The following is a 17906-nucleotide window of genomic DNA, read 5'->3' as shown; positions in this document are numbered from 1 at the left end:
TTGCCGTACGCGGCCCAGGACCACGTCGCGGCTCCGCCTAGGCGGTGCCCCCGTGCTGCCCCTTCTCCACGTCGGCCACGCTGGTCTCCTCGTGGCGGCCGAGGCGGCTGTGGGAGCGGCCGTAGAGGAAGTACACGACGAAGCCGACGGCCATCCAGATGGCGAACCGGACCCAGGTCTCCGCCGGCAGGTTGATCATCAGCCACAGTGAGGCGAACACCGACAGGATCGGCAGGACCGGCACCCACGGGGTGCGGAAGGCCCGGTGCAGGTCGGGGCGGGTCTTGCGGAGGATGATCACGCCGATGGCCACGACCACGAAGGCGAACAGGGTGCCGATGTTCACCAGCGCGGCGAGTTCGGTCAGCGGGGTGAAGCCGGCGAGGACCGCGATGATCACGCCGAGCAGGATGGTCGGCCGGTGCGGGGTCTTGAACCGCGGGTGGACGTGGGAGAAGAACCGCGGCAGCAGTCCGTCGCGGCTCATCGCGAAGAAGACGCGGGTCTGGCCGAGCAGCAGGATCATGCAGACGGTCGTCAGGCCGACGGCGGCGCCGAAGCTGATGAAGCCCGCGAACCAGGGATGTCCGGTGTCCTTGAACGCGTCCGCGAGCGGCGCGTCCACGGACAGCTTGGTGTAGTGCTGCATGCCCGTGACGACGATCGACACGAGGACGTACAGCGTGGTGCAGATGAGCAGGGAGCCGATGATGCCGCGCGGCATGTCGCGCTGCGGGTTCTTGGTCTCCTCGGCGGCGGTCGCGACGACGTCGAAGCCGATGAAGGCGAAGAACACGACCGACGCGGCGGTGAAGATGCCCATCACGCCGAAGTTGGAGGGCGCCCAGCCGAACATGAGCTGGATCAGCGGGGCGTCGAGACTGCTGCCGGCGTCCACCGTCTGGCTCTTCGGGATGAACGGGTCGTAGTTGTCGCCGTCGATCAGGAAGGCGCCGGCGATGATCACGGTCAGGACGACGGTCAGCTTGATGGCGACGACCAGGGACGTGATCCGCGCGGACAGCTTCATGCCGAGGACGAGGATGAAGGTGAGGACGAGGACGAGCGCGGCGGCGAGGATGTCGAAGCCGAAGGCGTCGGCGCCCTCCCGGCTGCCCAGGGCGTCGGGCATCGTCCAGCCCGCGTTGTCCATGAGCGACTGGATGTAGCCGGACCAGCCGACGGCCACCACCGCCGTGCCCAGCGCGAACTCCAGGACCAGGTCCCAGCCGATGATCCAGGCCGGCAGTTCGCCGAGGGAGGCGTATGAGAAGGTGTACGCCGACCCGGCCACCGGGAGGGTGGACGCGAACTCGGCGTAACAGAGGGCGGCCAACGCGCAGGCGACGCCGGACACGACGAACGCCAGGGCCACCGCGGGCCCGGCATTGTCCTTCGCGACGGTGCCGGTGAGCACGAAGATGCCGGTGCCGATGATGACGCCGACACCGAAGACGGTCAGATCCAACGCGGACAAGGACTTCTTGAGCGCGTGCTCTGGCTCCTCGGTGTCGAGGATGGACTGCTCGACTCTCTTCGTCCGGAAGAGTGTGCTGCTCACGGTCATACCTCCCACGCTTGTCGTCCTCGACATGATCGAGAGGGGGCGTGATACGCCTGCCCCGGCACGGGGGGATTCACACAGATGGGCCGGTTTCGCCACCGTCATGGGTGGCGAAACCGGCCCATCCGGCCGTCAGCGGAGGTCAGTCGCGCGCGGGCTCCACCGAGTCGACCTCGGCCGCCGTGCGGTCGAACCGGCCGTCCAGCTTGGAGACGAGCCCGGTGACCTGGCGGGCGATGTCGGGGGCGGTGAGCCCGATCTCGGCCATCACCTCGGCGCGGGAGGCGTGGTCGAGGAAGCGCGGCGGGATGCCGAAGTCGCGCAGCGGCACGTCGACGCCCGCGTCGCGCAGGGCCTGGGCGACGGCCGAGCCGACGCCGCCGACGCGGGAGTTGTCCTCGACGGTGACGACGACGCGGTGGCGCTCGGCGAGCGGGGCCATGGCCTCGTCGACGGGCTTGACCCAGCGCGGGTCGACGACGGTGGTGGTGATGCCCTGCTTGTCGAGCAGGCCGGCGATCTCCAGGCACATCGGCGCGAGGGCGCCCACGGAGACCAGCAGCACGTCCGGGGTGTCGGTGCCGGGCTCGCGCAGCACGTCCATGCCGCCGACGCGCCCCACGGCGGGTACGGCGGGGCCGACGGCGCCCTTGGAGAAGCGGACGACGGTCGGGGCGTCCTTGACCTGGACGGCCTCGCGCAGCTGCGCGCGGACCTGGTCGGCGTCGCGCGGGGCGGCGAGCCTGAGGCCGGGGACGACCTGGAGGATCGACATGTCCCACATGCCGTTGTGCGAGGCGCCGTCGGTGCCGGTCACGCCGGCCCGGTCGAGCACGAAGGTGACCCCGCACTTGTGCAGCGCGACGTCCATGAGGACCTGGTCGAAGGCGCGGTTGAGGAAGGTGGCGTAGACGGCGAAGACGGGGTGGACGCCGCCCGTCGCCAGGCCGGCCGCGGAGACGGCGCCGTGCTGCTCGGCGATGCCGACGTCGTAGATGCGGTCCGGGAAGGTGTCCGCGAACTTCTTCAGGCCGACGGGCTGCAGCATCGCCGCCGTGATGGCGACGATGTCCTCGCGCTCCTTGCCGAGCTCGACCATCTCGTCGCCGAAGACCGACGTCCAGTCGGCGCCCGAGGCCTTGATGGGCAGGCCGGTGTCGGGGTGGATGGGACCGATGCCGTGGAAGCGGTCGGCCTCGTCCTGGAGGGCGGGCTGGTAGCCGCGGCCCTTCTCGGTGAGGCAGTGCACGATCACCGGGCCGCCGAAGCGCTTGGCGCGGGCGAGCGCGGACTCCAGGGCCTCGATGTCGTGGCCGTCGATCGGGCCGACGTACTTCAGGCCGAGGTCCTCGAACATGCCCTGCGGCGCGATGAAGTCCTTCAGGCCCTTCTTGGCGCCGTGGAGGGTCTCGTAGAGCGGCTTGCCGACGACCGGCGTGCGGTCGAGGATCTCCTTGGTGCGGGTGAGGAAGCGCTCGTAGCCGTCCGTCGTGCGCAGCGTCGCGAGGTGGTTGGCGAGGCCGCCGATCGTCGGCGCGTACGACCGCTCGTTGTCGTTGACGACGATGACGAGGGGGCGGTCCTTGGCCTCGGCGATGTTGTTCAGCGCCTCCCAGGCCATACCGCCGGTCAGGGCGCCGTCGCCGATGACGGCCACGACATGGTCGTCGCGTTTGCGCAGCTGGTTGGCCTTGGCCAGGCCGTCGGCCCAGCCGAGGACCGTCGAGGCGTGGCTGTTCTCGATGACGTCGTGCTCGGACTCGGCCTGCGAGGGGTAGCCGGACAGGCCGCCCTTCATCTTCAGCCGGCTGAAGTCCTGACGGCCGGTGAGCAGCTTGTGCACGTAGGACTGGTGGCCGGTGTCCCAGAGCACCTTGTCCTTCGGCGAGTCGAAAACCCGGTGCAGGGCGATGGTCAGCTCCACCACACCGAGGTTGGGGCCGAGGTGGCCGCCGGTCTTGGAAACCGCCTCGACGAGGAAGGTCCGGATCTCCTCGGCCAGCTGGTCGAGCTGCTCAGGGCTGAGCCGGTCCAGATCGCGCGGTCCCGTGATGCGGGTCAGCAGCGGCACCCGTGCCTCCTTGCAGTAGAGCTGTTCGAGCTGTTGCCGGGCTCGTCGAGTCTAATGTTCCGCTCAGCCGGAAGGTTCCCGGCCCACCCGTCGTACGTCACGCAATCGGCCCTACCCGGTAACGCCCCGTGCTACAACGCCGCAAAGGGGCGCGGGGAACTGCGCGACCAGCCCACCAGGACCGGCACCCGCCAGTTCACCCACGCCCCTACGGCGCTTCGCGCTATGCGCGACCCGCGGTCTTCTGTGTCTTCCGGGTGATCGAGTCGATCACGACGGTCGTCAGCAGAACACCGGCGGTGATCATGTACTTCACCGGCTCGGCGATGGACTCCAGCTGGAGGCCGTACTGGATCGAGACGATGACCAGCACACCGAGCAGCGCGTTCCAGGTGCGGCCACGTCCACCGAACAGGGACGTGCCACCGATGACGGCCGCCGCGATGGCGTTCATCAGCAGGTCACCGGTACCGGCGCTCTGGTTGGCCGACGCGATCTTCGAGGCCAGGAAGAGACCACCGATCGCCGCGAAGCCACCCGAGATCGCGAACACGGAGATGCGCACCGCGGTCACGTTGATACCGGCACGCCGGGAAGCCTCCACGCTGCCACCGAGGGCGAAGATCTTGCGGCCGTACGAGGTGCGGCGCAGCAGGAAGTCCGTGGCGACCAGGAACACGAGGAAGATCACCGTGGCCAGCGGCAGGCCCTTGTACTGGTTGTACATGATCGCTGCGGCGAAGGAGACGACGGCGAGCAGGACCGTCCGCAGGATGGTGTCGCTCAGCGGACGGAACGGGATGCCCGCGGCCTCGCGGCGACGGTTGCCGAGGAACGAGGTGACGAAGAACACCACGGTCACCACGGCCGCCAGACCGTACGCGGCCGCCACGTCCGAGAAGAAGTACGTGGTCAGCTTGCCGATCAGGCCGTCGCTGTCGAGGTTGATCGTGCCGTTCTCGCCGAGCGTCTGGAGCATGAAGCCGAGCCAGAACAGCAGACCGGCCAGGGTCACGGCGAACGCCGGGGCGCCCAGCACCGCGAAGAAGAAGCCGTGCGCCGCGCCGATGGCGGCACCCGCCGCGACCGCGAAGAGCACGGCCGCCCACTCGGGCCAGCCCTGGTTCACCGCGAGAACGGCGGCGATCGCGCTGGACGCGCCGCTGACCGAGCCGACGGACAGGTCGATCTCGCCGAGCAGCAGCACGAAGACGATGCCGACGGAGATCATGCCCGTGCCGACCATCGTGACGGTGATGTCGCTGATGTTCTGCGCGGACAGGAAGGCCGAGTTGAGGCTCTGGAAGATGACGCAGATGGCGACCAGGCCGAGGATGACCGGCAGGGAGCCCAGCTCACCGGCCTTCAGCTTGCGCCGGAACTCGGTGAGGTAGCCGGCCAGGCCCTGCTCCTGCACCAGCAGGCGGGGGTCGACGGCGGTCACCGCGGCCGAGGCGGCCTCGGTGTTGAGGACCTCGTGGTCCTGCGCCGTGGCGGAGGTCTTGTCGATGCTCACTTGGAAACCTCCCCGGTCGTGCGCGCCGCACGGCGGGTCACGGCGTTTTCGGTGGCGCCGGTGATGGCGGAGATGATCTCCTCCTGCGAGGTCGTCTTGACCTCGAAGACGCCGTTGTTGCGGCCGAGGCGCAGGACCGCGACCTTGTCCGCGACCGCCTTGACGTCGGCCATGTTGTGGCTGATGAGGATCACGGCGTGCCCGCGCTCGCGCAGCCGCTCGACCAGGTCGAGGACCTGGGCGGTCTGCTCGACGCCGAGGGCGGCGGTGGGCTCGTCGAGAATGACCAGCTTGGGCTCGCCGAGCATGGATCGGGCGATGGCCACGGTCTGGCGCTGACCGCCGGAGAGCGAGGCGATCGGGATACGCACGCTGGGGATGCGGATCGACAGGGTCTGGAGCAGCTCGCGCGAGCGGCGCTCCATCTCGACCTCGTCGAGGACTCCGCGCTTCTTCAGCTCGCGGCCCAGGAAGAGGTTGCCGACGACGTCGATGTTGTCGCACAGCGCGAGGTCCTGGTACACCGTCGCGATGCCCAGGGCCTGGGCGTCGTGCGGCCGGCTGATCGAGACGGCCTTGCCGTCCCACTCGATGACGCCCTCATCGATGGGGTGCACGCCGGCGATCGTCTTGACCAGCGTGGACTTTCCGGCTCCGTTGTCGCCGACCAGGGCGACCACCTCACCGGCGTGGACCTCAAGCTCTACGTCGGTGAGCGCCTGAACGGCACCGAACCGCTTGGAGACCCCGCGCAACGCCAGCACGGGCGTAGCGGACACGTGAACCATCTCCTTCGCCGCCTGACCCGGCGGAAGGGTTGTGCAGAGAATGCAGGGTGGGTGAGCGGGGGTTTCCCGCGGGGGTTCCTTCCGGCGCCCCGCGCCGAGCTTGCGGGGCTGACGTATGCGCGGGGCGCCGGAGGAGTCTTGTGCAGTCACGTCCCGTGCGGGAATCCGAGGACGGATTCCCGCAGCTGTGAGGGACCTGGGGCTGCTTACTTGATGCCGAGCTTGGTGCAGGCGGCGGCGTACTTGCCGGTGCAGATCTCGGCGGCGGTGTAGACGCCGTCCTTGATGACGGTGTCGTTGATGTTGTCCTTGGTCAGCGAGGTGACCGGGACCAGGACCGACGGGACGTCCTTGGCGCTGTTGCTGGCGACCTTGTCCTTGGCGATGGAGTCGAGGGACTCACCCTTGGCGAGCGCGACGGCCATCTCCGCGGCGGCGTCGGCCTCCGGGGCGTAGGGCTTGTAGACGCTCATGTACTGCTCACCGGAGACGATGCGCTGCACGGCGGCGAGCTCGGCGTCCTGGCCGGTGACCGGGACCGTGAGGCCGGCGGCCTTCAGGGCGGTGATGATGCCGCCGGCCATGCCGTCGTTCGCCGAGTAGACGCCGGCGATGTTCTTCGCGCCGACCGCGGAGATCGCGGCCTCCATCTCGGCGTTGGCGTTGTCCGGCGACCACTCCTTGGTGTCGTACTCCTTGGCGATGGTGACCTTGCCGTCGAGGACGGAGTGGGCGCCCTTCTTGAACTGGGCGGCGTTCGGGTCGGTGACCGAGCCGTTGATCATGACGATCTTGGTGGACTTCGTGGCCTTGTCGCCCAGGGCGGTCAGCAGGGCCTCACCCTGGGTCCGACCGACCTCCTCGTTGTCGAACGAGGTGTAGGCGCTGATCGGGCCCTCGGCCAGGCGGTCGTAGGCGACGACCTTGATGCCCGCGTCCACGGCCTTCTGCACGGAGTTCTGGATCGCCTTGGCGTCCACGGCGTCCAGGATCAGCACGTCCACCTTGTTGGTGATCATGGTGTCGACCTGCTGGGCCTGGAGGTTGGCGTCCTGCTTGGCGTTGTTGTAGAGGAACTCCGCCTTGTTGTTCGTGAGCTCCTTGACCTTCTTCTCGATCAAGGGGCGGTCGAACTTCTCGTACCGGGCCGTCTTGTTCTCCGGCAGCAGGAGACCGACCTTGATGTCGTCGCCCTTGGTGGCGCTGGCGGTGGAGTCGTTGTCGCCGCCCGCTTCCTCGGCGCTGCCACAGGCAGCCAGCGAGATGGCCATCGCACCGGCGGCAATGGCTACGGCGGCACGACGCATGCGCGTGTTCACTTCAGAAACCTCCCTGACGAGGCCGCGTCGTTGCGGCCGAGGTGGCTGGAAGTCAACTCGGCCACACGTGCGACGTCAAGAAGTAAATCCTTAACGGGTTGGCAACGGTGCCATCCGTTCTCTAAGTGAAGGCGGGGGTGGCCGCATGCAGGGTGCTGTCCAAAAGGGTTGAATCGCCCATCTCGCTGAGCGCGAGCGCGAGCGCTCCGAGCACCTCGGCACGGCCGCCAAGTGCCCCGGGAAGAACGGACAGTTGCCGCGCCGCACTGGGGATGGCGTAGCGGCCGACGGACTCCCGGATCGGCCCGAGGACCAGCTCACCGGCCTCGGCGAGATCACCGCCCAGGACCACGCGGCTCGGGTTCAGGAGATTGCAGAGATTGGCGACTCCACTGCCGATGTGACGGCCGACGTCGGCGATCACCCGACGGCAGCCCGGATCTCCGTCCCTGGCCAGCCGTACGACGCCCTCCATGGTCAGATCGGTGCCATGGCTGGACTGGAGCAGCGGGAGCACGTAGCGCGCGGCCGCGAAGGTCTCCAGGCAGCCGCGGTTTCCACAGCGGCAGACCGGGCCGGACTCATCCAGAGTAATATGCCCGATTTCTCCCGCTGTGCCGCCGGGGCCGCGGTAGATCTTGCCGTTGATCACCAGACCGGCTCCGACACCGCTCGCGACCTTGATGTACGCCAGGTCACGCACCCCTCGGCCACTGCCCCAGACGAGCTCACCCAGGGCGCCGAGGTTGGCGTCGTTGTCCACGTGCACGGGCACGCCCAGCCGGTCGCGCAGCTCCTCGGCGGGCTTGGTGCCGGTCCAGCCCGGCAGGATGGCGGTGGAGCCCAGCGTGCCGGACTCGACGTCGATCGGGCCGGGGACGCCGAGGCCCACTCCGGCGATCTTGGAACGGTCGACGCCGGTCGCCGCGATCAGCCTGCTGACCAGCTGTTCTGCCCGGTCGAAGCCTTGTGTCGAGGAGGCGTCCACGTCCAGTGGTTCGGACTCCTCGGCCAGCACCTGATGGGCCAGGTTTCCGACCGCGACCCGCAAATGCGTATGGCCGAAGTCGACCCCTATGACGATGCCGGCGTCCCCGCTCAGCGAGACGCTGCGGGCCCGGCGGCCACCCGCCGAGGTGGGCGTGACCTCGACCGTTCCGCCGTCCTTGAGTTCACGGACGATATTGGAGACCGTCGCCGCGGACAGACCGGTGGTCCTCGCGATCTCCGCCTGGGTGAGGGATCCGGCCAGCCGTACGGCCCGCACAACCCGCTCCAGGTTGGCTCGGTGCAGCGACGACTGCGACCCCGGAGTCTCCACGACGACCTCCTGCGCGCGGGGCCGCTTCGATGAGGCCCCGTTCGTGTCCAACTAGTGAACTCTAAGCTGAGCCGTTCGGGTCGCCTCCCGTCAAGAGGTTGAACCGGATCCGGGTACGTGCACACAAAAGCGCACGCCGCTCCCGGGAGGGGGAACGGCGCGCACGCGGTCGGTTCCGGAGCGCTACCTCCGTGTCATTTCAGTGCACCCGCCGTGAGCCCCGCCACCACCTGCCGCTGGAAGATGATGTAGGCCGCGAGCACCGGCAGCATCGCCATGACCAGGCCGGCGAAGAGCCCGGACCAGTCACCCTTGTAGCCCTGGCTGACGGCCAGTTGCACCAGGCCCTGGGTGAGCACCCGCTTGTCGGGGTCGGTGTTGAGAACCGTGGGCAGCATGTACTGGTTCCACTGCCCCAGGAAGTTGAAGATCCCGACGCTGATCAGGCCCGGCTTGGCCATCGGGAGCATGATCTGGAAGAACGTACGGGTGTGCGAGGCGCCGTCGACGAAGGCCGCCTCGGCCACCGAGGTCGGCAGCGTGCGGAAGAACGCCGTGAGGAAGAACACGGTGAACGGCAGCGAGTACGCGATGTAGACGAGGATCAGCCCGTGGATCGTGTTCAGCAGTCCCATGTTGTTCACGACGTAGAAGAGCGGGACCAGCGCGAGCATGATCGGGAAGCTCATGCCGCCGATGAACAGGAAGTAGATGAACCGGTTGCCCGGGAAGTCGAAGCGGGCGAGGACGTAGGCCGCCATCGAACCGAGCACCAGCGTGCCGATGAGCGAGCCTCCCACCACCAGGATGGTGTTGAGGAAGTAGTCGCTCATGTTCGCCTGGGTCCAGGCCCGCGACCAGTTCGAGAAGTGCAGGCTGTCCGGCAGTGACCAGGGCGAGCCGAAGATCGAGGCGTCGTCCTTGAAGGACGTCATCACCGCCCACAGCAGCGGCATGGCCACCATGAAGGCCCAGATGATCAGAACGCCGTGGGAGAAGACGTTGAGGACGGTGCCCTCTTTCTTCTCCTTGGCCGGGGCCTTCGCCGGCACCCCGGTCTTGGTGATGGGCATCCCGGACTCGGCCGGTACGGGAGCGGTGGTCTCGGTCGTCTTCATCTGTCAGAACTCCAGCCGCTCGCGCCGCCCGAGCCGCATGACGACCGCGGCGAAGGCCAGCGTGACGACGAGCAGGGCCACGCCGATCGTGGTGGCGTAGGCGGCCTGCCCGTCACGGAACGCTTTCTGGTACACGTACAGGACCATGACGGTGGTCGAGTAGTCGGGGCCGCCCGGCCCGGTCGTCATGATGTGTACGACCGCGAACGACTCGGCGCCGAGGGCGAGGATGCCCATGTAGACCCAGCCGGACTGCACGGTGTCCCACAGCAGCGGCAGGGTGATCCGGAAGAACGTGCTCGCGCGGCCGGCGCCGTCGAGCAGCGCCGCCTCGTACAGATCCGCCGGAATGGAGGCCATACCGGCGGAGAACAGGACCACGAAGAAGCCGACCGTGGACCAGACGATCACCGCCATCACGGCCCACAGCGCGAGGTTCGGGTCGCCCAGCCACAGCGGCTGGACACTGTCGAGCCCGACCCCGCGCAGGATCGAGTTGATCGCTCCGCTGTCCGGGTTGTACGCGAAGGCGAACAGCAGCGCGACGATCGCGATCGACAGCACCTGCGGGAAGAAATAGACGATCTTGTAGAACGAGGAGCCGCGGACACCGGTGATCGCCGGGCCGCCTTTTCTGCGCCGTCCGCCCACATTGATCATGAAGGCGAGGAACAGCGCGAAACTCAGGGTCACCAGCGGCAGCAGCAACGCGAACAGGAGACTGTGCTGCAACGACTTCCAGAAGATGTCGTCGTCGAGCATCCTCTCGTAGTTGTCGAAGCCGACCATCTTGAATTCGGGGCTCAGCCCGGTCCAGTCCGTGAACGAGTAGTAGATGGACTGGACGAACGGCCAGACGACGAAGAGCGCGTACAGCCCGAGGGGCACCGCGAGGAACCCCACGATGAACCGGTACTTGCCGTGCTGCATTGCTATCGACCCCGATCTGCGCGCGGATGCAGCCGCTGGTGACGGATCCTCACCGGATCTACTGGTGCTTGTAGTGCTTGATCGACGAGTCCTTGGCGGCCTCGTCGGCGAAGCCCTGGATCTTCTTGATGGCCTCGGCGGGGGTGAGGCGTCCGGCCATCATCTCGCCGAGACCGGAGACACCGATCTTCTCCTTCTGGAGTTGCACGTACCAGTCCTGGAGCCGCGGGTTCACCACGTTCTGGCCGGCCTTGTCCAGCGCCGCGACGCCGGACTTGAGGCCCGGGGTGAGGGTGATGCCGTCGGTGCCGCCGTTGTAGGCGGTCAGCGACTTCACCTTGCTGGTGAAGTTCTTCGAGCTCGCCTCGCTCAGCATGATGCGCAGCTGCTCCATGCCGCCTGCGGTGTTCTTGGCCTTGGCCGGGACGATGAAGGGCTCACCGCCGGAGGCCCAGATCGTGCCGAAGGGCATCTTGTCGGAGGAGTCGATGCCGGTCGGGGCGGAGACGGCGAGGTCGAAGTCCTTCGGGATGACGTTCGCCGACTCGTTCTCCACCCAGGAGCCGTTCGGGATGAACAGCGCCTTGCCCTGGGCCCACGCGGTCTGCGACTGGATGTGGTCCAGGCCGGGGGTGCCCTTGAGGACGTAGCCCTTCTTGTAGAGCTCGTAGTAGGCCTCGAAGCAGGCCTTGACCGCCGGGTGCTTCCAGGCGTTCGGCTCCAGGTTGTCGATGGCGTCGAGGACCTCCACGCCGCCGACCTTGCCGATCATCGGGTAGAGCGAGAAGGGAAGGTAGTACGGGTACTTGCCGGCGTACGTCCAGCCGGCCATGCCCTTCTTCTTGGCCTTCTCGCAGACCGCGAGCATCTGGTCCCAGGTCTCGGGGTACTGCTCGTCGAGCGAGTCGAGCGCCTTCTGGGAGTACCACACGCCGTAGACCGTGTAGGCGTAGTACATGATCCAGACCGGGTCGCCGTCGAACTGGCCCATCTCCACGATGCCGGGGCGCAGCGTGTCCCGGACCTTCTTGTTCGGGTCGTCGTACGACGGGGCGTCCAGCAGCGGCGTGAGGTCGGCGAGCTGGTCCTTGCCGACCAGGACGCCCATGTCCATCTGCTCGGCGCCGGAGTTGTCGATGAGGTCGGGCGGGGTGCCCTGGTTGAAGCGGGGCTGGAGGGTGGACTGGATCTTCTGGGTGGCGGAGAACTTCACCGTCACCTCGGGGAAGTTCTTCTCGTAGATCTTCACGGCGTCCTCGGCGTACTCCTTGCCGAAGCCGCCGTCGAAGAGCACGAACTCCATCTGCGCGGTGTCGTTGACGCCGAGCGGGTTCTTCGCGGTCTTCTTGCCTTCCTTGGCTTTGTCGCCGTTGCCGCCGCCCCCGCCGCTGGCACACGCGGAAAGGAAGCTCATCGTGGGCACGGAGATCAGGCCGAGCGCGGCGGACCGCTTGATCAGATCGCGGCGTCCGACACCTGCGGTGCCGTTGTTCTCAGGGTTCTGGGCGGAAGTGGATCCCATGCTCAAGTCCTCGCCTTCTCCAGGACTCAGGCGGTGAACCGGATCCTCCCCGGCACCGCGATCGGGTCGAACTGGGGTCGTGCAGGAAGTGCGGAATCATGTGAAGTGCCGACAGGTATAGTCCACTTCCCGCCAGCGGAGCAAGATCGAATGCAAGGTTGGCCATGGGTCTTTTCCGAGTTGAGACCTCACGGAAATATGAGTGACCTGTGCGCCGCTTGCCCGAAAAATCCGCGACATAAGCCCCGAATGCCACAGCCAACACCCTTGACAATACTTAGTACTTGAGCCACAACTGATCCTTGCGCAGCGAAGTTGACAACGTTGTCCCGTGCGCAGGGAGGGTACCGGCTTATGCAGCAGAGAGCTCGGCACAGATGGGGTGGAAAGGCGGTCGTGTCGGCGACCGCCTTTGCTTTGGCAGTGGGCTCGCAGGGGGTGGCCGTCGCCCTGCCACAGGCGCCCGCGGCGGCCGACCGGGAGTTCGCCTCCTCGTTCGAGGCGGGCGACCCGGCACCCGACTGGCTCAATACCGTCGACACGGCCCCGAACGGCACCAAACGCACCTCGGGCGTGGACGGCGGCTACAGCACCGGCATTCCGGGCAATGTGACCGACCAAGTCACCGACGTACGGGCGAGCGGGGAGAACACCGGCGCCCGCGAGGTGAAGGAGAACCTCGTCGACGTCGAGCCGAGCACCAAGTGGCTGACGTTCGCCCCCACCGGCTGGGTGGAGTTCGACCTGGCGACACCGGTCAAGGTGGTCACCTACGCGCTCACGTCGGCCAACGACCACGACGAGCGCAATCCCCAGGACTGGACCCTGAAGGGCTCCACGGACGGCGAGAACTGGACCACCCTGGACACCCGCACCGGCGAGTCCTTCTCCGAGCCGTTCCAGACCAAGACGTACGAGATCGCCAATCCCGCCGAATACCGGCATTTCCGGCTTGACATCACCAAGAACAACGGCGGTGACATCCTTCAGCTCGCCGACGTCCAGTTCTCCAAGGGCGGGAGCGCGGATCCGATACCGCAGGACATGCTCTCGCTCGTCGACCGCGGCCCGAGCGGCTCGCCGACGGCGAAGGCGGGCGCCGGCTTCACCGGCAAGCGGGCACTGCGCTACGCCGGACGGCACACCGCCGACGGCAAGGCGTACTCGTACAACAAGGTCTTCGACGTCGATGTGGCCGTCGGGCGCGACACCCAGCTGTCGTACCGGATCTTCCCGTCGATGGCGGACGGCGACCGGGACTACGACGCCACGAACGTCTCCGTCGACCTCGCCTTCACCGACGGGACCTATCTGAGCGATCTGAGGGCGACCGACCAGCACGGGTTCCCGCTGACCCCGCAGGGGCAGGGAGCCGCCAAGATCCTGTACGTCAACCAGTGGAACAACGTGGCCTCGCGGATCGGGTCGGTCGCGGCCGGCAAGACCGTCGACCGGATCCTGGTGGCGTACGACTCCCCCAAGGGCCCGGCGAAGTTCCGGGGCTGGCTGGACGACGTGGCGCTGAAGGCCGTACCGCGGGAGAAGCCGAAGGCGCATCTGTCCGACTACGCCCTGACGACCCGCGGCACCAACTCCAGCGGTGGCTTCTCGCGCGGCAACAACTTCCCCGCGACGGCGGTGCCGCACGGGTTCAACTTCTGGACCCCGGTGACCAACGCGGGCTCGCTGAGCTGGCTGTACGACTACGCGCGGTCCAACAACGACGACAACCTGCCGACGATCCAGGCGTTCAGCGCGAGCCACGAGCCCAGCCCCTGGATGGGCGACCGGCAGACCTTCCAGGTGATGCCGTCCGCCGCGTCCGGCACGCCCGACCTGGGCCGTGCGGCCCGGCAGCTGGCCTTCCGGCACGAGAACGAGACGGCACGGCCGTACTACTACGGCGTGCGGTTCGACAACGGCCTCAAGGCGGAGATGACGCCGACCGACCACGCGGCCGTCATGCGCTTCACCTACCCCGGTGACGACGCGAGTGTGCTCTTCGACAACGTCACCGACCAGGCGGGGCTGACGCTCGACAAGGAGACCGGGACGTTCACCGGCTACTCCGACGTGAAGTCGGGGCTGTCGACGGGGGCGACCAGGCTGTTCGTGTACGGCGTGTTCGACGCGCCGGTGGACGAGGGGGCGTCGAGCGGGGTCAAGGGCTATCTGCGGTTCAAGCCCGAGAACAAGACGGTCACCCTGCGCATCGCCACCTCGCTCATCAGCATCGACCAGGCGAAGGACAACCTGCGCCAGGAGATCCCGGACGGCACCTCCTTCGACACCGTGAAGAGCCGGGCCCAGCGCCAGTGGGACAGGCTGCTCGGCAAGGTCGAGGTCGAGGGCGCCACGCCGGACCAGCTGACCACCCTCTACTCCAGCCTGTACCGGCTGTACCTGTACCCGAACTCCGGCTTCGAGAAGGTCGGTTCGAAGTACCAGTACGCCTCTCCGTTCTCGCCGATGCCGAACCCGGACACCCCGACGCACACCGGCGCGAAGATCGTCGACGGCAAGGTGTACGTCAACAACGGCTTCTGGGACACCTACCGGACGACCTGGCCGGCGTACTCGCTGCTGACCCCGGGCCAGGCGGGCGAGATGGTCGACGGGTTCGTGCAGCAGTACAAGGACGGCGGCTGGACCTCGCGCTGGTCCTCCCCCGGCTACGCGGACCTCATGACCGGCACCTCCTCGGACGTCGCGTTCGCCGACGCCTACGTCAAGGGCGTCGACTTCGACGCGAGGTCGGCGTACGACGCGGCCGTGAAGAACGCCACGGTCGTGCCGCCCTCGTCGGGTGTCGGCCGCAAGGGCATGACCACCTCGCCCTTCCTCGGCTACACGAGCACCGACACCCACGAGGGCCTGTCGTGGGCGCTGGAGGGCTACCTCAACGACTACGGCATCGCGCAGATGGGCCGGAAGCTGTACGAGAGGACCGGTGAGAAGCGGTACAAGGAGGAGTCGGCGTACTTCCTCAACCGCGCCCAGGACTACGTGAACCTGTTCGACTCGAAGGCCGGCTTCTTCCAGGGCCGCGACGCCCAGGGCGACTGGCGGGTCGAGTCTTCCAAGTACGACCCGCGCGTGTGGGGTTACGACTACACCGAGACCAACGGCTGGGGCTACGCCTTCACCGCCCCGCAGGACAGCCGCGGCCTCGCCAACCTCTACGGCGGCCGGGGCGGGCTCGCGGACAAGCTCGACGAGTACCTCTCCACCCCCGAGACGGCCTCGCCCGACTTCATCGGCTCCTACCCCGGTGTCATCCACGAGATGACGGAGGCCCGGGACGTGCGGATGGGCATGTACGGGCACTCCAACCAGGTCGCCCACCACGCCCTCTACATGTACGACGCGGCCGGACAGCCGTGGAAGACGCAGAAGAGCGTGCGTGAGGTGCTCTCGCGGCTGTACACCGGCAGCGAGATCGGGCAGGGCTACCACGGCGACGAGGACAACGGCGAGCAGTCGGCGTGGTTCCTGTTCTCCGCGCTCGGCTTCTACCCGCTGGTGATGGGCAGCGGCGAGTACGCCGTCGGGTCCCCGTTGTTCACCAAGGCGACGGTCCATCTGGAGAACGGCCGGGAGCTGGTCGTCAAGGCGCCGCGGAACGGCGACCGCAATGTGTACGTCCAGGGCCTGAAGGTCAACGGCGTTCCGTGGAAGTCGACTTCGCTCCCGCACTCGCTGATCGCGAAGGGCGGGGTCCTGGAGTTCGACATGGGCTCGCGGCCCTCGTCCTGGGGCACCGGCAAGAACGCGGCGCCCGTGTCGATCACCCAGGACGACAAGGTGCCGACACCGCGGGCCGACGTGCTGAAGGAAGCGGGCGCGCTGTTCGACAACACCTCGGCGACCAACGCGACGGTGACCTCGGTGGACCTGCCGACCCAGGAGGCGGCCAAGGCGGTCCAGTACACGCTGACCTCGTCGGACCGCACCAAGGCGCCGGCCGGCTGGACCCTCCAGGGCTCCTCGGACGGGACCGAGTGGACGACCCTGGACCGTCGTACCGGTGAGTCCTTCAGCTGGGACCGGCAGACCCGGGCGTTCTCGGTGAGGACGCCGGGGACGTACGAGCGGTACCGCCTGGTGCTGGACGGCGAGGCGATCCTCACGGAGGTCGAACTCCTCGCCGGATAGCGGTAGTTGACGTAATCGGCTCGGGGGAGGCGTCCGGCACGGCGCCTCCCCCCTGCTGACAGATCGTGATCGCCGTGCCTATGATGCGGGCGATGAAGAACTTCTCCTCTCGTGGATTGGGGGAATCGTCCGCGCAAGGTGAGTGCTGATGGCATCTCACTTCGCGAACGCGATTCCGACCCGCCTGTCGATGTGGCAGCGCGTACGCGAGTACGCCGTGCCACCGTCCATGATCGAGACCGCGACCGCGCGGCGTGCCACCGGTGACTGGGCCGGGGCCTGCGCTGCCGCCCGTGTCGACGTCGATCTCGATCTGCGCGCCGTGCGCCAACGCCACGGCACCGAACTCGTCACCCTTCTCCGTGCGGACCTGCGTCGGCTGGCGCCGGATCTGCTGCGCTGGCACATGCCCCGGATCGCCCCCGACGGGTGGCTGCGGCCCGGCCTGACCCTCTCCCTGGCCCGCTATCCCGGTCGGCTGCATCTGGTGGTGCGTACGCCGCCGGCCTGGGCCGACGCCGGACAGCGGATGTCGCTGGCCCTGTGGGAGGAGTCCGGCAGCGGCGCCGTCCCCGGCCATCCGCACCCGCACCCCGACCGGCGGTTCCGCCTCGATCTGCACCGGCACCTCTGGGACGCGGGGCGCAGTGGCGAGCTGACGCGCCGATGTGCCGCCATCACGGCTTCCGACTCCTCGTGGGACGAGTCGAGTTGGGCCGAAGCGAGTTGGGCCGGCGAGGCCGAGCTGCTGTTGCGGGCCGAGGGCCGCGCCCGTGGGGCGTTCACCGTGCGCCTCGGCGCGCGCAGCCGCGCGGTGCTCGAACTCGTCGCCCCCGACGACAGCCACGTCCCGACGCTCCGGTCGCCGCGCCGGCCGTTGCCGCCCCAGGAGGTCGCGGCGCTTCCGGTACTGCCGGAGGCGGCGGCCCGGGTCCTGCCGGATCTGGAACTGCTGCGGGCCGGGCTGGTCACGGTCGACCGGCTGCATCCGCTGGTCGCCGCCGCGCTGCGGGCGTACGGCCCCGCTTCGGCGCCCCGTCCCGTGCCCGAGCCCGCCGATCCGCATCGGGTGGAGTGCCGGGGCGAGGTGCACCGGATCGCACTGCGGGACGGTGTGCTGACGGCGGTCGACCACCAACCGGCCGAACTGCGCCGGGAGGAACTGCTGGTGGCGCTCGGCGGCCCCGCGCTGCCCTGCTTGCGGGCGATCGACTCGGTGCACCGCAGCCCGCAGGCGCTGCCGGCGGTCCGGGAGCGGCTCGGCCACGGCGATGTCACCGGGGCGCTCGCGGTGATCGAAGGGCTGCTCGGTCCCGGCGCGATGCTGCGCGACGGACCGCTCCGGGAGGAGCTGGAGTCGGCCGCGGCCCGCCGCGTCGAGCACGGGCTCTTCCGTGCGGGGCTGGTCGCCGAGCATCCCGCCGCCGGTGGCGGGGCCGAAGTGCGGCGGGGCCGGCTCGACCGGCGTACGCCCCTCCCGTGGCGCCGCAAGCGCGGCAGCCGGACCCGGCCGCGTACCGGCCTGCCCCTCTGACCGGACGGATTCGTCCCCTCTTCTTCCCAGCCTTCGGGCTGTCCCGTTCTCTCGACCCCACCTGGTGA

General features: G+C 68.2%; 11 protein-coding genes. 2 read left to right on the top strand and 9 right to left on the bottom strand.

The window, feature by feature from the left end; all coding sequences use genetic code 11:
• Positions 1-37 precede the first annotated feature (37 nt).
• The 9 genes from ACIRD7_RS01010 to ngcE all read right to left on the bottom strand — a co-directional run bounded on the left by ACIRD7_RS01010 (position 38) and on the right by ngcE (position 12149).
• Positions 38-1561, bottom strand: a complete 1524-nt coding sequence (locus ACIRD7_RS01010; RefSeq protein ID WP_403447957.1) for an amino acid permease — start codon at positions 1559-1561, stop codon at positions 38-40.
• Positions 1562-1706: 145 nt separating this feature from the next.
• The gene (gene dxs, locus ACIRD7_RS01005) at positions 1707-3635 is read right to left on the bottom strand and encodes a 1-deoxy-D-xylulose-5-phosphate synthase (protein ID WP_403447955.1); all 1929 of its coding nucleotides are present in this window, start codon (positions 3633-3635) and stop codon (positions 1707-1709) included.
• A gap of 223 nt (positions 3636-3858) precedes the next feature.
• Positions 3859-5151, bottom strand: a complete 1293-nt coding sequence (locus ACIRD7_RS01000) for a sugar ABC transporter permease (protein ID WP_403447953.1) — start codon at positions 5149-5151, stop codon at positions 3859-3861.
• On the bottom strand, positions 5148-5939 hold the full coding sequence (locus ACIRD7_RS00995; protein WP_403447951.1) for an ATP-binding cassette domain-containing protein: 792 nt from the start codon (positions 5937-5939) through the stop codon (positions 5148-5150). Before ACIRD7_RS00995 ends, ACIRD7_RS01000 begins: the two co-directional genes overlap by 4 nt.
• Positions 5940-6145: 206 nt before the next feature.
• Positions 6146-7246 carry a sugar ABC transporter substrate-binding protein gene (locus tag ACIRD7_RS00990; RefSeq protein WP_403451596.1) on the bottom strand — a complete coding sequence of 367 codons (1101 nt, stop codon included), beginning with the start codon at positions 7244-7246 and terminating at the stop codon, positions 6146-6148.
• A 133-nt stretch (positions 7247-7379) separates the two neighbouring features.
• A complete protein-coding gene (locus ACIRD7_RS00985; RefSeq protein WP_403447949.1) occupies positions 7380-8579 on the bottom strand; it encodes an ROK family protein in 1200 nt (399 codons plus the stop codon).
• Between the two features lie 194 nt (positions 8580-8773).
• Positions 8774-9697, bottom strand: a complete 924-nt coding sequence (locus ACIRD7_RS00980) for a carbohydrate ABC transporter permease (protein ID WP_403447948.1) — start codon at positions 9695-9697, stop codon at positions 8774-8776.
• Positions 9698-9700: 3 nt separating this feature from the next.
• On the bottom strand, positions 9701-10627 hold the full coding sequence (locus tag ACIRD7_RS00975) for a carbohydrate ABC transporter permease (RefSeq protein WP_403447946.1): 927 nt from the start codon (positions 10625-10627) through the stop codon (positions 9701-9703).
• Positions 10628-10685: 58 nt separating this feature from the next.
• The gene (gene ngcE, locus ACIRD7_RS00970) at positions 10686-12149 is read right to left on the bottom strand and encodes an N-acetylglucosamine/diacetylchitobiose ABC transporter substrate-binding protein (protein ID WP_403447944.1); all 1464 of its coding nucleotides are present in this window, start codon (positions 12147-12149) and stop codon (positions 10686-10688) included.
• Positions 12150-12503: 354 nt separating this feature from the next.
• Between ngcE and ACIRD7_RS00965 the strand changes: the two genes are divergently transcribed.
• On the top strand, positions 12504-16304 hold the full coding sequence (locus ACIRD7_RS00965; RefSeq protein ID WP_403447942.1) for a GH92 family glycosyl hydrolase: 3801 nt from the start codon (positions 12504-12506) through the stop codon (positions 16302-16304).
• Between the two features lie 148 nt (positions 16305-16452).
• Complete coding sequence (locus tag ACIRD7_RS00960) at positions 16453-17838, top strand: hypothetical protein (protein WP_403447940.1); 1386 nt, start codon at positions 16453-16455, stop codon at positions 17836-17838.
• Positions 17839-17906 lie beyond the last annotated feature (68 nt).

The sequence above is a fragment of the Streptomyces sp. NPDC093568 genome, from assembly GCF_044764945.1.
Classification (GTDB): Bacteria; Actinomycetota; Actinomycetes; order Streptomycetales; family Streptomycetaceae; genus Streptomyces.
The sequence above is the reverse complement of the archived record's forward strand: the minus strand, read 5'-3'. Positions and strand labels throughout refer to the sequence as shown.